The 13,808-nt window shown below is 61.0% G+C and carries 11 protein-coding genes and 1 pseudogene; 8 read left to right on the forward strand and 4 right to left on the reverse strand.

Annotated elements, in window-relative coordinates; translation table 11 throughout:
- Window positions 1–33: 33 nt before the first annotated feature.
- From ALO64_RS08840 to ALO64_RS08855, 4 genes are all read right to left on the reverse strand, one after another.
- Window positions 34–1,200: a DUF1624 domain-containing protein gene (locus ALO64_RS08840; RefSeq protein WP_044344055.1), complete on the reverse strand. Its 1,167-nt coding sequence runs from the start codon at window positions 1,198–1,200 to the stop codon at window positions 34–36.
- A 51-nt stretch (window positions 1,201–1,251) separates the two neighbouring features.
- Complete coding sequence (locus ALO64_RS08845; RefSeq protein WP_005733507.1) at window positions 1,252–1,812, reverse strand: gamma carbonic anhydrase family protein; 561 nt, start codon at window positions 1,810–1,812, stop codon at window positions 1,252–1,254.
- Window positions 1,813–1,823: 11 nt separating this feature from the next.
- The gene (gene folE2 / locus ALO64_RS08850; RefSeq protein ID WP_044344056.1) at window positions 1,824–2,729 is read right to left on the reverse strand and encodes a GTP cyclohydrolase FolE2; all 906 of its coding nucleotides are present in this window, start codon (window positions 2,727–2,729) and stop codon (window positions 1,824–1,826) included.
- 173 nt (window positions 2,730–2,902) lie between these two features.
- A complete protein-coding gene (locus ALO64_RS08855) occupies window positions 2,903–3,811 on the reverse strand; it encodes a LysR substrate-binding domain-containing protein (protein ID WP_044344057.1) in 909 nt (302 codons plus the stop codon).
- A gap of 205 nt (window positions 3,812–4,016) precedes the next feature.
- Here ALO64_RS08855 and ALO64_RS08860 point away from each other — a divergent pair, with 205 nt between their 5' ends.
- From ALO64_RS08860 to ALO64_RS08895, 8 genes and pseudogenes are all read left to right on the forward strand, one after another.
- Window positions 4,017–5,546 carry an ABC transporter substrate-binding protein gene (locus ALO64_RS08860; protein ID WP_044344058.1) on the forward strand — a complete coding sequence of 510 codons (1,530 nt, stop codon included), beginning with the start codon at window positions 4,017–4,019 and terminating at the stop codon, window positions 5,544–5,546.
- Between the two features lie 102 nt (window positions 5,547–5,648).
- Window positions 5,649–6,566: an ABC transporter permease gene (locus ALO64_RS08865; RefSeq protein ID WP_002553855.1), complete on the forward strand. Its 918-nt coding sequence runs from the start codon at window positions 5,649–5,651 to the stop codon at window positions 6,564–6,566.
- Window positions 6,567–6,574: 8 nt separating this feature from the next.
- Window positions 6,575–7,482: pseudogene (locus ALO64_RS08870) on the forward strand (ABC transporter permease).
- Between the two features lie 16 nt (window positions 7,483–7,498).
- Window positions 7,499–8,500, forward strand: coding sequence for an ABC transporter ATP-binding protein (locus tag ALO64_RS08875; RefSeq protein WP_044344059.1), 1,002 nt, complete (start codon window positions 7,499–7,501; stop codon window positions 8,498–8,500).
- Window positions 8,497–9,510: an ABC transporter ATP-binding protein gene (locus tag ALO64_RS08880; RefSeq protein ID WP_044344060.1), complete on the forward strand. Its 1,014-nt coding sequence runs from the start codon at window positions 8,497–8,499 to the stop codon at window positions 9,508–9,510. Before ALO64_RS08875 ends, ALO64_RS08880 begins: the two co-directional genes overlap by 4 nt.
- Complete coding sequence (locus ALO64_RS08885) at window positions 9,507–10,934, forward strand: M20 family metallopeptidase (RefSeq protein WP_044344061.1); 1,428 nt, start codon at window positions 9,507–9,509, stop codon at window positions 10,932–10,934. Before ALO64_RS08880 ends, ALO64_RS08885 begins: the two co-directional genes overlap by 4 nt.
- Window positions 10,931–12,082: a M20 family metallopeptidase gene (locus ALO64_RS08890; protein WP_044344062.1), complete on the forward strand. Its 1,152-nt coding sequence runs from the start codon at window positions 10,931–10,933 to the stop codon at window positions 12,080–12,082. The genes ALO64_RS08885 and ALO64_RS08890 overlap by 4 nt, the downstream gene beginning before the upstream one ends.
- 118 nt (window positions 12,083–12,200) lie before the next feature.
- A complete protein-coding gene (locus ALO64_RS08895) occupies window positions 12,201–13,724 on the forward strand; it encodes an amidase (protein WP_044344063.1) in 1,524 nt (507 codons plus the stop codon).
- The last annotated feature ends 84 nt before the right edge of the window (window positions 13,725–13,808 follow it).

The following is a 13,808-nucleotide window of genomic DNA, read 5'->3' on the forward strand; positions in this document are numbered from 1 at the left end:
GGCGCGCCTGATGGCGCGCCGTGCCTACGGTGGTTACAGGTATTTCAACCAGCTGATATCGCGACGACGCGCCTTCAGCTCAGCGAACCAGCGCACGGCCGGAAACAGCAGCACCGCCAGTACCACCGAGGTCAGCCAGACACCCCATATGTGGTCGAAACCGAAGTATTTGCCCTGGTTGGTTCCCCAGATCGCTACGGCAATCAGGTACAGAATCTTCAGGACGTACAGGTGCAGCAGGTAGAAAAACATCGGTGCCGAGCCGAGCACCACCAAGGACCGCAACCAGCTTTTTTCCTGACTGCGTTCGAAGGCGATGAGAATCAGCAAACCGATCCCCAGCGTCAGGCTGATGAACAGCAACGACGGTGGGTATTTGGTGATGTTGAAGAAGCTCATGACCGTTTGCACACCGGTCTCGCCAACGCTCCACGGTTTTTCACCGTAGCCGTTGATCATGCGCAGGCCCACAAAGCCCGACAGCGCTCCCCCACCCCACATCCACAGGTTTGCACGTCGTTTCGCCGCATCGTAACTACCGGCAAACCAAGGGCCTGCGGCGTAGCCCAGCGCGATAATGCCAATCCACGGCAATAACGGGTAAGAGGTACGGAAACGCAGGTTATCGGAGACCTCGATCCAGCCCCGATCATGCAGAATCGCCCACGGAATGTGCATGGCCGACTCGACACCAAAGTGCAGTGAGTCCAGCAGGTTATGCCCGGCAATGATCACCACGCCAATGACCACCAGCGCCCAGCGCGGCAGATACACCATCAGCGACAGCGCAACCATGCTCAGGCCGATGGCCCAGATCACTTGCAGGTAGATGATGGTCGGCGGGAACTGGAAGGTCCAGGCGAAGCTCACCAGGGTGAACTCCAGGGCAATGAGGAACAGCCCGCGCTTGAGCAGAAACGCCGACACGTCAGTCTTGCCGTGATATTTCTCGCCATACAGGTACGCCGAAAGCCCGGTCAGCAGAACAAACAGCGGCGCACATAAATGCGCCAGTGTGCGGCTGAAAAACAGGGCGGGTTCGGTGCTCGCGACCTCCATCGGGTCGAGGACCTGGCGGTGCAGGAAGAAGGTTTCCCGTACGTGGTCCAGCAGCATGAAGAGAATGATCAGCCCGCGCAGAGCATCGATAGAGCGCAGCCGTGATGCTGGCGCGCGGGTTGGTTGAACAACTGCTGTCATGAAAAATCCAGATCCGTAGCCGGAAGTGCAATGAGTCGATTGTGTTCTGTGTCAGAACTCGTTCTGAAGTGCCTTGTAGCCGCGCACCAGGTCAATGTTGGTGTGCGCCACGTCTTCGGAAAACTCCGAAGCCGAAATGCTCACCGGTGGGAATTGCGAAAGATCAGTATTAGGCCCGATCCGGGTGGTGGACGGCACGTAAAAATTCTCCGGCAAATCTCGACCGTCGACCACCGAGTTGTGTCTGACCACACTGCCGTTGCCGACCTGGCAGTTGAACAGCACGCTGTTGAAGCCGATGAAGACGCGGTCTCCGACCATGCAAGGTCCGTGCACGATGGAGCGGTGGGCAATCGAGGTGAACTCACCGATGGTAACCGCAGCACCCGATTTGGAGTGAATCACCACGCCATCCTGAATATTGGAATTGGCGCCGATGACAATCGGCTCCATGTCCCCTGTAGCGTCGACTTCGTCAGCGCGGATCACGGCATAGGGGCCGACAAACACGTTGTCCTTGATGATCACCTTGCCGCAGATGATCGCGGTTTTATCGATGTAAGCGGATTCGGCGATGACCGGCAGATGGCCGGAAGGATTTTTACGGATCACGGTATGAAGCCTCAGGACAGGTAGTTGGAAGTCTGGGCGACCGCATCGTGCGGATGCAGGCTTTCGAAGTGACGCACACTGACGCTGGAGGCTGCGTAGCGGCCTTCCAGCGCTTGCTGGACCTTACGTGCGGCGTCTTCGACGTACATCAGGTTCTGGCCGTTGAGCCGGGCGAATGCCTGCTCGTCGGCACGCTTGACGGCGGTTTGTACCGGGGTGCCCAACGCCTGCTCGACCGCGTCGATCAGCGTCATCAGGCCCAGTTCGGTCGCCTGCTCTGCCACCCGCACCTGAACGGTAGCCACGCTGCGCTGGCTGTGCGGCGTGGCGAACGAGGCGTTTTCGCGCAGCCAGGTCGCAACCTGCATCGGGTCGACAAACGACTGCCTGCCAAAGCGTGCCGTAAAAGCCCCTTCCAGCAATTGTCGAGACAGTGCAGCCGAGCACGGGCAGGTAGACGAATAAGTGATGTCGGCTGAAACGTCGAGGCACAAACGCCCGGCGTGCCAAGTGGCGTCAAGCTTCACCGGGTAGGATTTCCAGCCGCTGAGCCCCTCGGTAATCAACGCCGGGCGACGGCACAGCAGATTGAAGCTCAGGGTGAGCCGGGCGCGGCTGGAATGGCAGTCCAGGTGGCTTTCAACCATGGCTTCCATCAGCGCAGACAACGTATCGGGGCTGAGTATCTGGTGCTCGGCAAACCTGTCGAGGAGCCGGTAGAGCCGCGACATATGGATACCCTTGACACTCGGATCGGCCAGATCGACTTGCAGATCGACATGCGCATGGACCGGGTGCCGGACGCCCGCTTCGGCCAGCCTGACAGGCACTTCGACGCCCTGCATGCCGACCCAGTCAAGTGAAACCAGGGCCGAGGAAACTTCCGTCAGGGCAACGTCTGGGAGGGGGTTGTTCATGTGCGTCAGTCGTCTCTTTGGCAAACCTCGCCCAAGGGCGAGGCCTGATGTTGGCGGTTCACGGCTATATAGCATGCAGCCGTAAATTCGTTACACTATAACATCATGCTTACGAACTTCATCAACCAAACGCTACCAGCCCGTTACAGCGCACCACCGACGCCACCTGTGTGTCAGGTCTTTGCCAGTTCCTCGATCAGAAAATCCCTGAAGGCCGCAACCGCTGCGGGCAAGTTGCGCCCGGCCATGCTTTGCAGTTCGATACGGCGCGCCTTCATGCCTTCGTCGCTTATCGGCAGCGACTTGAGCTGTTTTTCGTGTGCGCGCTTGTCCAGCGTCATCTCGCTGGACAGGCTGATACCGCCCTCCTCACGCACGAACCGCAACAGCGCGCCAATGTAATTGCTGGTCAGCACCGGATCGAACAGCAGGCCCTGCACCCCGCAACAGATGTCGAACAACTGGCGCAAGGTCGTGTCGGGATTGGTCAGGGCGATGGCATAGGGTTGCAGCTCGGCCAGCGAGACTTCGGTGCGTGAGGCCAGCGGATGGTTATGACTGACCACCGCGCAGATCGCGCCGCTGTGAATGTGCTCGACCTTGATTTCGTTCTGCGGTGTCAGGCTGAAGGTCAGACACAGGTCCGCATCACCGGAGCGCACCCGCTCGGTGGCCTGGGCCGGCGCGCAGACCTCCATCGAGAAATGGATGCCCTGATACAGCCGCCGGAACCGCGCAATGCACTGTGGCAGGAAATCCAGGGCAAAGCCCTCCGAGCAGGCAATTCGCACATGACCACGCTGCAAACCTTGCAGCTCGGTGATTTCCAGCACGACCTGCTCGGCTTCCAGCTGTGATTTGCGCGCATAGGCTGCCAGACGGATACCCGCCTCGCTGAGCATCATGCCGCGTGCCTGGCGCTCGAACAGCACGGCATCTAGCTCGCGCTCCAGCTTGCTGATCTGCCGACTGACTGCCGAGGAAGCGACATTCAGCCGTATCGACGCCTCGCTGATCGACCCGCAACGCGCCACTTCGAGGAAGTAGCGCAACGCGGTGGACTGTACGCCGTAGAGTTGCATCGCGGCTCCTGCGTTGCCTTTTCGGCAATGAAAGGTTCGAAATATTGTGCTTGTGGCATTGATACGCTTTGCCTAGAGTCATGTCGAGGCGCAACATCAATACAACCCAATCAAAAGAACACTGCAGCCTCGTTTCTCCCCTCTTCTCGCATTTGCGACCCCACTGCCCTTTGATACATCCACTTTGCCTTTTGGAGACGACGGCATGGGAATCAAGGGTTTCGCTCGCAGCATCGCGCTATTGAGCCTGTTCAGCAGTTTTTCCGCCCTGGCTGGCAAGGCCGACGACACACTGGTCTACGCCTCCGACAGCGAACCGGAGAACATCAGCCCCTATCACAACGACCTGCGCGAGGGCGTGATTCTCGGTCGCCTGATCTGGGACAACCTGGTCTATCGCAACCCGGACAATGGCGAGTACCAACCCATGCTCGCCACCAGCTGGAAGCAGGTCGACGACACCACCATCGATTTCCAGCTGCGCGAGGGCGTGAAGTTTCACAACGGCGATCCGTTCACGGCAGATGACGTGGTATTCACCCTCAATTATGTTGTGTCGCCCGAGTCCAAGGTGGTCACCGTACAAAACGTCGACTGGATCAAGAGTGCCGAAAAACTGGGTGACTACAGCGTGCGCCTGCACCTGAAAAAGCCTTTCCCGCCTGCGCTGGAATACCTTTCCAACGCTGTGCCGATGTTCCCGAAAAAGTATTTCGAAGAAGTCGGGATGGCAGGCTTCAGCCGTAAACCGATTGGCACGGGGCCTTACAAGGTGACGGCCATTGCTACCGGTGAAGGCGTGAAGATGGACAAGAACCCGGATTACTTTCAGGGCAGCCCACAGGGCCAGCCGAAGATCGCTCACATCAATTTTCGCGTGATTGCCGATGCTGAAACACGTCTGGCCGAGCTGATAACCGGTGGCATCGACTGGACCTGGCGCGTAGCGCCGGATCAGGCCGAAAACCTCAAAGCCATGCCCAACCTGGTGGTCACCAGCGGCGCGACCATGCGTATCGGCTTTCTGATTCTGGATGCGCGCGGCACCTCCAGCGCCGACTCGCCGATGAAGCACTTGAAAGTACGCCAAGCCATCAACTACGCGATCAACCGTGACGGTCTGGCCTCGCAACTGGTCGGTGGCGAAAGCAAACCATTGCAGGTCGCCTGCTACCCCGGTCAGTTCGGTTGCGACACCACGGCAGCCACGGCAGCCACGGTCTACAACTATGACCCGGCCAAGGCCAAGGCGCTGCTCGCCGAAGCGGGTTACCCGAACGGCTTTGAAACCGAAATATTCGCCTACCGCGACCGCGACTACGTTGAAGCAATCATCGGCAACCTGCGTGCAGTCGGCATCAACGCCAAGCTGCGCTACCTCAAGTACGCGGCCCTGCGTGATCAGCAACGTGGCGGCAAAGTGCCAATGTCGTTTCAGGCCTGGGGCTCGTTCTCGATCCTCGATACCTCAGCCTCGGCCGGCACCTGGTTCAAGGGCAACCCGGACGACAACATCAAGGACCCGCAAGTCCAGGGCTGGCTGCAGACCGCCGACAATGCACTGGACCCGCAGTTGCGCAAGGACAATTACCGCAAGGCCTTGCAGCGCATCAGCGAACAGGCGTACTGGGCACCGTTGTTCAACTACTCGATGAACTACGCCTACGTCTCGGACCTGAACTTCAAGCCGTATCCGGACGAGCTGCCGCGCTTCGTACTGTCGAGCTGGAAATAGATCGTTAGTGAAGTTATTTGGCGAGACCGGCTGTGAGGTACGTGACGTGCCTTGCAGCATCGTCAGCCAACCCGTCATTCCCTGAACACAAGGTCACTTGCCATGTTCGGATTTCTCTTGCGCCGCCTGGGCATTGCCCTGTGCGTAGCGATTACCGTGTCGGTGATCAGCTTTTCCCTGCTGCACCTGTCCGGCGATCTGGCCACTGCCATCGGCGGGCCGGAAGCCACCAGCGAGCAGATCGAACAGATCCGGGTGCAGTACGGCCTCAACAAGCCGTTGGTTACGCAGTATTTCGAATGGCTGGCCGACGTGGTGCGTCTTGATCTGGGCGACTCGTTCTTCTTCCAGGAGTCGGTTTACAACCTGATCGCCTCGCGCCTGTCGATCACCCTCGGGCTGGGCGCAATGGCCCTGAGTATTGCGCTGCTGATCGCCATTCCGCTGGGTGTGCTGGCCGCCGTGAAACGCGACACGTGGATCGATCGCCTGGCACTGAGCATCGCGGTACTGGGTCAGGCCATGCCGAGTTTCTGGTTCGCGCTGATGCTGATCGTGGTGTTCTCGGTCACCCTGAAATGGCTGCCGGTATCGGGCAACTCGACCTGGGCGCACTTCGTCATGCCTGCCATCGCGCTGGGTTATTACGCCACACCGGCGATCATGCGCCTGACCCGCGCCGGCATGCTCGACGTGCTCAATTCCGATTACATCCGCACCGCGCGTGCCAAGGGCCTGCGCCCCGCCACCGTGCTGTTCAAGCATGCGTTGCGCAACGCGTTGATCCCGGTGGTGGCACTGGCCGCCGTGGAGTTCGGCTTCATGCTTGGCGGCTCGGTGGTCATCGAGACGGTTTTCTCGCTGCAGGGCATTGGCCAGTTGGCCTGGGACGCGATTGCCCGTGACGACTTTCCGGTGGTGCAGGCGGTCGTGCTGTTGATCGCGGTGATCTACATCGTCCTCACCCTGCTGGCCGACGTGCTCAACGCACTGCTCGACCCGCGCATCCGCGTGAAATAGGAGGCCCCATGAGCACAACCACTTCATCGCCGCTGCTGATCAACGATTACCAGCCTCCGGCGCGCAGCGTCTGGCGCACATTACGCAGCAGCTTCGCGCACCGCGGTTTTGCCATCGGCGCGGTGTTGTTGCTGATCATCCTGTTCGGCGCACTGTTCGCCCCCTGGCTGCCCCCTACGACCCTTACACGCAGGATGTAATGCTGCGCATGAAACCACCAGTATGGATGGCCAACGGCACCTGGAACTATGTGCTGGGCACCGACAAACTGGGCCGCGATTACTTGTCACGCCTGCTGTACGGCGCACGCATCTCGCTATTCATCGGTTTCTCGGCGGCGCTCATCTCTGGCGTCATCGGCACCATCATGGGCCTGCTGGCCGGCTACTTCGGCGGCAAGACCGACGCTGTGATCAGCTACCTGATCACCACGCGCCTGGCAATGCCAGTGGTGATGATCGCACTGGCCTCCGCATCGCTGATCGGTGGTTCGCTGAAAGTGGTGATCGTGCTGCTTGGCTGCCTGCTCTGGGACCGCTTTGCCGTGGTGGTCCGCGCTGCTGTGCAGCAGATCCGCGACGCTGAATACGTTGCCTCGGCCCAGGCGCTGGGCTGCTCGACGCTACGCATTCTGGCCAGCGAAATCCTGCCCAATCTGGTCGGCGCGCTGATCGTTGTCGCTACCCTGGAAATGGCTCACGCGATCCTCCTCGAGTCGGCACTGTCGTTCCTCGGGGTCGGCGTACAGCCACCGATTCCGTCCTGGGGACTGATGATCGCCGAAGGCAAACCGTACATGTTCTTTTCCCCTTGGGTTATCGCGATTCCCGGCATCGCCCTGGTGGTGCTGGTGCTGGGCATCAACCTGGTCGGCGACGGCCTGCGCGATCTGATCCTGCCCGACGGGCGCAACTAACAGAGGAGATACGCGCATGGCCCTGTTACAGGTTGAAAACCTGCGTGTCGAGATTCCTCTCGGCCAAGACACGCTCCACGCAGTGCGCGGCCTGGATTTTCAGGTCGAGCGCGGCGAAATGCTGTGCATCGTCGGCGAGTCCGGCTGCGGCAAATCCCTGACTTCGCTGGCACTCATGGACCTGCTGCCGCGCAAGGCCCGGCGTACCGCAACGACACTGAGCCTGGACGGCATCGACATGCTGACCCAGAGCGAGCGGCAGATGTGCGACCTGCGCGGCAACCGCCTGGCGATGATCTTTCAGGAGCCGATGACCTCGCTGACCCCAGCCTACAGCATCGGCGATCAGCTCAGCGAAGTGCTCACCCGACACCGCAAGGTGTCCCGCAAGGAGGCCCTGCAGCGCGCCGCGCAGATGCTCGAAAAAGTCGGGATCAGCAACGCCAGCGAACGCCTGCGTCAGTACCCGCATCAATTGTCGGGCGGCCTGCGCCAGCGGGTGATCATCGCCATGGCACTGATGTGCGAACCGGACGTGATCATCGCCGACGAGCCGACCACCGCACTGGACGTGACCATTCAGGCACAGATCCTGCGCCTGATCCGCGACATTCAGAAGGAGCTGGGTCTGGCCGTGATCTTCATCACCCACGACCTGGGGCTGGTGGCACGTATCGCCGACCGGGTTGCGGTGATGTACGCCGGACAGATCGTCGAAACCGCCCCGGCCATCGAGTTGTTCGAGAACCCGCAACACCCCTATACCCGCGGCTTGCTGGCGAGCATACCGATCCCCGGGCGCACCCAGCCAGGCCAGCCGCTGGGTTCGATTCCGGGGCTGGTGCCCAGCCTGGTGGGCGAGCAACATGGCTGTGCATTTCGCAATCGCTGCTCGCTGGCAATCCCGGCCTGCGCCGAAGACGTGCCGCCAATCAATAGCCAGGACCACATGACCCGCTGCCTGTTTGCTTCAACGGGCGAAGAAACTGTATTGCACCGTGAGGGCATGACGTCATGAATAATCAGGCCCTTAACACGAGCGCCAAAAAAGACATTGCTCTGGAGCTGTGCGACATCCGTCGCGAATTCAGTATCAGCCGTGGCTTTTTCAAACCCAATGCGACTTTGAAAGCAGTCGACGGTGTGTCACTGCGCCTGATGCGCGGCGAAACCCTCGGGCTGGTCGGCGAATCGGGATGCGGCAAGAGCACCCTGGCCAAGATGCTGCTGGGCCTGCTCGCGCCCAGCAGCGGCGATGTGCTGGTCAACGGCAAACACCTCGCCGGAACCGACCGCAAGGAGATGGCACGGCGCATCCAGCCGATCTTTCAGGATCCTTACTCGTCGCTCAACCCGCGCAAGACTCTGCGCGAAATCGTCACTTTGCCACTGATCGTGCATGACATCGGCACCCATACCGAGCGTCGCCAGCGTGCCGAAGCAATGATGGACGTGGTCGGTCTGCCCAAGCGCGTGATCGACAGTTACCCGAGCCAGCTTTCCGGTGGCCAGCGCCAGCGGGTAGCGATTGCGAGGGCCCTGGTGATGCGCCCGGATGTGTTGATTTGCGACGAGCCGACCTCGGCGCTGGACGTTTCGGTGCAGGCGCAAATTCTTAATCTGCTACAGGACCTGAAACAGGAATTCGGCCTGACGTACCTGCTGATCAGCCACAACCTGGCCGTCATCGAACACCTCGCCGACCGCGTCGCGGTGATGTACCTGGGGCGGATTGTCGAAGAGCGCAGCCGCGAATCGCTGTTCGCCAGACCCGGTCATCCCTACACCCAGGCGTTGCTGGACTCGGTACTGACCCCTGACCCGCATCTGGACATTCCCGATCTGGGTTTGCACGGGACCTTCCCCAACCCTATGTCGCCGCCATCCGGCTGTGCCTTTCACCCGCGCTGCCCGGCCTGCATGGCGGTGTGCAAGGAGAAGTCTCCGGTGATTGGCCGTATGGAAGGCGGAACCGTGCGCTGCCACTTGCGCGACACCTCGAAAACCCTGGAGCTGATGCCCTCATGAGTAGCCGTTCGCACGCCATCGAAAACGTCACTGAACAGTTCGACAACGGCGCATTTTTCGCCCTGCTTGGCGAAAGCGTCGCCTATCCGACCCAGAGCCAGGAGGCCGAGAGCCTGCCGGAGCTTTATCTCTATCTGCACGAATTCATTACACCGCATGTCGAGCGTCTGGGTTTCAGCGTGGCGGTGCATGACAACCCGGTCGCCGGGCGTGGCCCCCTTATGATCGCGACCCGTATCGAAGACCCGGCCCTGCCGACCCTGCTCAGTTATGGTCATGGCGATGTGGTTCGCGGTTATGACGCGCAGTGGCAACCGGGCTTGTCGCCGTGGCAGGTCATCGAACGTGGCGAACGCTGGTACGGACGTGGCACTGCGGACAACAAGGGCCAGCACCTGATCAACCTGACCGCTCTGGAGCAGACCCTCAAGGCACGCGACGGCAAGCTGGGTTTCAACGTCAAACTGCTGCTGGAAATGGGCGAAGAAGACGGCTCGCCGGGTCTTAGCGCGTTCTGCCGGGCCCACGCAGAAGAACTCGCCGCAGACATTTTCATCGCCTCCGATGGCCCGCGCCTCGCAGCGGCGCGCCCTACCCTGTTTCTTGGCTCGCGCGGGGTGTTCAACTTCGAGCTGACGGTGAACCTGCGTGAAGGCGCGCACCATTCCGGCAATTGGGGCGGTCTGCTGGCCAACCCGGGGATCATTCTGGCCAATGCCATCGCCAGCATGGTCGATGAGCATGGCCGGGTGAAAGTCGCGGGGCTCATGCCCAAGGCCATCCCCGACGCGGTGAAGGCCGCATTGGCGGATATCGAGGTCGGCGGCGGCCCTGGCGATCCGGACATCGACGCCGACTGGGGCAACCCGGCGCTGTCGCTCAGCGAAAAAGTCTTCGGCTGGAACACCCTCGACGTGCTCGCCTTCAAGACCGGCAACCCGGACGCCCCGGTACACGCCATTCCCGGCAAGGCTCACGCGTTGTGTCACATTCGCTTTGTGGTCGACAGTGATTACAACGCGTTCATCCCCGCGGTGCGCGCGCACCTGGATGCCCATGGCTTCGATCGTGTCGAGGTCAGACAAACGCGCATGGACGTGATGCACGCCACGCGCCTGTCACCGGACAGCCCGTGGGTCGGCTGGGCGCTGGATTCGCTGGCCGCCACCACAGGCAAGAAACCCGCGCTGCTGCCCAATCTGGGCGGTTCGCTGCCCAATGACGTATTCGCTGAAGTGCTGGGCCTGCCGACGGTCTGGGTGCCACACTCGTACCCGGCGTGCTCGCAACATGCCCCCGACGAGCACTTGCTGGCACCGGTGGTCAAAGAAAGTCTGCAAATCATGGCCGGACTGTTCTGGGACCTGGGAACGGACGGCGCAAGGCTGACCCGCGAGTATCGGATACAGGAGCTGAGTGAATGAATGAGGCACAACGGCAGGCCACCGACTGGCTGAGCGGGCAGTACGAGGCAATGGAGAAGCTGTTGCAGAGCCTGGTCGATACCGACTCCAACAGTTACGACAAGGCCGGAGTGGATGCGGTCGGCGAACTGCTCGCCGCGCAATTGCTGGCCGACGGGATCAGCGTCGAACGTATCCCGGTCGAGGGTTTCGGCGATGTGCTGCTGGCTGAATTGCCCGGCGGCTCTGGCAAGCCGGTGCTGCTGCTCGGCCATCGCGACACGGTATTTCCCAAAGGCACCACGTCCACTCGCGGCTATACCAAAGATGCCGAACTGGCCTATGGCCCTGGCGTGGCCGATATGAAAGGCGGACTGGTGCTGAACTGCTTTGCGCTGAAAGCGTTGAAGCGCATCGGCCCGCTGCCGTTTCCAGTACAGATCCTCTATACCGGCGACGAAGAAATCGGCTCGGCCAGCGCTCGTGTTCACATCGAAAAATACGCCCGCCAGGCTCGCGCGGTGCTCAACCCGGAACCGGGACGCGCCAGCGGCAACGTGGTCAGTGCCCGCAAAGGCGGTGCCACGCTGATCATTGAAGTCAGCGGCCGTGCGGCGCATTCCGGGGTCAATCACGCCGACGGTGCCAGCGCGATTCAGGCGCTGGCGCACAAGGTGATCAAGCTGCATGCGTTGACCGACTATGCAGCGGGCATTACCACCAACGTCGGCTTGATCTCAGGCGGCACCTCCAGCAACACCGTTGCACCCAGCGCGACGGCGAAACTCGACGTGCGCTTTGTCGAACTGCGCCAATGGGATGAAATTCTCGCCGCCGTCCAGGCCATCGTCGCCGAAGAGGAACTGCCCGGCACATCGGCCAGACTGCTGGAAGCCACGACCTTCCTGCCCATGGAAGCCCGGCACAGCACTGAACTGTTGAGTATCTATCAGGGGCTTGCGCAGGAACTGGGTTTCAGCGTGGAAGGTGAGTTCACCGGGGGCTGCGCCGACTCTGGTTTCACCGCCAGCCTGGGCATCCCTACCCTGTGCGGTCTCGGCCCGGTCGGCGGCAAGGTACACACCGACCGTGAATATCTGGAGCTTGATACCCTGGTGCCCAGAGGCCAGGCGCTGGTCGCGACGATATTGGCGCTGGGGGATGTTTGAAGAGACTGCCCACGTGCTGTGCCCGACCTGGAAAAAGAGGCGCGACGCAGATGTGTGACGCAGAGCGTCACGAAATGCATTCCCACGCGGTGAACGATTACATTCGGGAGAACACTCCATGCAAAACCCATCCGGGCTGCTCGGCAAATCCGCCACCGAACTGCGTGCGCTGATCGGCAACAAACAGATCTCGCCAGTGGAATTGCTCGACGCCTGTATCGAGCGGATTGAAACCCTCAATCCGAAAATCAATGCGTTCGCCGCCACCTGTTTCAAGCGCGCCCGCGACGAGGCGCTGCTGGCCGAGCATGCAGTCCTGCAAGGCAAACCGCTGGGGCTGCTGCATGGCCTGCCAATCGGCATCAAGGATCTGGAAGAAACTGCCGGGGTACTCACCACTTACGGCTCACAATTGTTCCGCGACAACATCCCCGCGCAGGACAACCTGTTCGTCGCCCGCCTGCGTGCTGCCGGGGCAATCGTCGTCGGCAAGACCAATGTCCCGGAACTCGGCGCCGGAGCCAACACCCGCAACGTAGTCTGGGGCGCGACCGGCAACCCGTTCAATCCGGAACTCAACGCAGGCGGTTCCTCGGGTGGTTCAGCCGCCGCATTGGCTGTGGACATGGTGCCGTTGTGCAGCGGTTCAGATACCGGTGGCTCGTTGCGCATTCCCGCAGCACTGTGCGGCATCGTCGGCCTGCGACCTTCACCCGGCTTGGTACCGAGCGAACGCAAAAAACTCGGCTGGACGCCGATTTCCGTTGTTGGCCCGATGGGTCGCAATGTCGCCGACACGCTGCTGCAACTGCGCGCCAGCGCCGGGCTGGGGCAGTCCGATCCGTTGAGCTATGCCATTGCCGATGACGAATTTGCACCACGCACCGTCGACCTCAGCCAACTGCGGGTCGGCTATAGCGAAGACTTCGGCGCGTGCGCAGTCGATGACACAATCCGTTCCGTCTTCCGGGAAAAAATCAACGCCCTGAAGCCGTTCTTCAAATCCTGCGAAGCCATCGACCTGAATCTGGGCAGCGCCCATCGCACCTTCGATGTACTGCGTGCCGAAGCCTTCGTTGCCGGGTTGCAGGACGCCCACGACCGCGACCCTGATGCGCTGGGACCCAACACCCGCGCCAACTTTGAAATGGGCGCCGCCATGTCGCTGCAGGACTGCGTAAAGGCACATGGCGAGCAGAGCCGGATCTTCCGCGGTTTCCAGAAGCAATTCGAACACTACGACCTGATCCTCGCGCCGACCACACCAGTCTCGCCCTTCCCCTGGAGCGAACTGTACCTGCGCGAAGTCAACGGCGTGCCACTGGACAATTACTATCGCTGGCTGGCGCTGTGCTACACCATCACCCTGACCACCAACCCGGCACTGTCCCTGCCCTGCGGCACCGACCACAACGGCATGCCGTTCGGGCTTCAGGTGATCGGCGGGTTTCGCGGCGACGCAAAACTGCTCGCCTGCGCCGAAGCGCTCGAACAGGCGACGGAGAATGACCCACGTTTGTCCCGGCCACGCCCGGACCTGCAAAAACTGCTGGCCTCGGCAGTCGACCTGACGCACATCGTCACGCATCCACCGGTTTATGGCGGGTCGAGAACGGGCAAGCCGGAGATTGGTGCGATGTAGTTGGGGATGTGTGAAGGAGCAAGACCAATACCAGGCGTTCAACAAACGTGCCGCACTTCACTTTTTAGGGAGACGCTGAACAAT

It is taken from the genome of Pseudomonas meliae (assembly GCF_001400515.1).
In the GTDB taxonomy this organism is placed as follows: domain Bacteria; phylum Pseudomonadota; class Gammaproteobacteria; order Pseudomonadales; family Pseudomonadaceae; genus Aquipseudomonas; species Aquipseudomonas amygdali.

Bases quoted from the DNA above. Each gene is read 5' to 3' on its own strand.
- ALO64_RS08855 (WP_044344057.1), bottom strand. From the start codon at position 3,811: ATGCAACTCTACGGCGTACAGTCCACCGCGTTGCGCTACTTCCTCGAA.
- ALO64_RS08895 (WP_044344063.1), top strand. From the start codon at position 12,201: ATGCAAAACCCATCCGGGCTGCTCGGCAAATCCGCCACCGAACTGCGT.
- ALO64_RS08860 (WP_044344058.1), top strand. From the start codon at position 4,017: ATGGGAATCAAGGGTTTCGCTCGCAGCATCGCGCTATTGAGCCTGTTC.
- folE2 (WP_044344056.1), bottom strand. From the start codon at position 2,729: ATGAACAACCCCCTCCCAGACGTTGCCCTGACGGAAGTTTCCTCGGCC.
- ALO64_RS08875 (WP_044344059.1), top strand. From the start codon at position 7,499: ATGGCCCTGTTACAGGTTGAAAACCTGCGTGTCGAGATTCCTCTCGGC.
- ALO64_RS08840 (WP_044344055.1), bottom strand. From the start codon at position 1,200: ATGACAGCAGTTGTTCAACCAACCCGCGCGCCAGCATCACGGCTGCGC.
- ALO64_RS08880 (WP_044344060.1), top strand. From the start codon at position 8,497: ATGAATAATCAGGCCCTTAACACGAGCGCCAAAAAAGACATTGCTCTG.
- ALO64_RS08885 (WP_044344061.1), top strand. From the start codon at position 9,507: ATGAGTAGCCGTTCGCACGCCATCGAAAACGTCACTGAACAGTTCGAC.
- ALO64_RS08865 (WP_002553855.1), top strand. From the start codon at position 5,649: ATGTTCGGATTTCTCTTGCGCCGCCTGGGCATTGCCCTGTGCGTAGCG.
- ALO64_RS08890 (WP_044344062.1), top strand. From the start codon at position 10,931: ATGAATGAGGCACAACGGCAGGCCACCGACTGGCTGAGCGGGCAGTAC.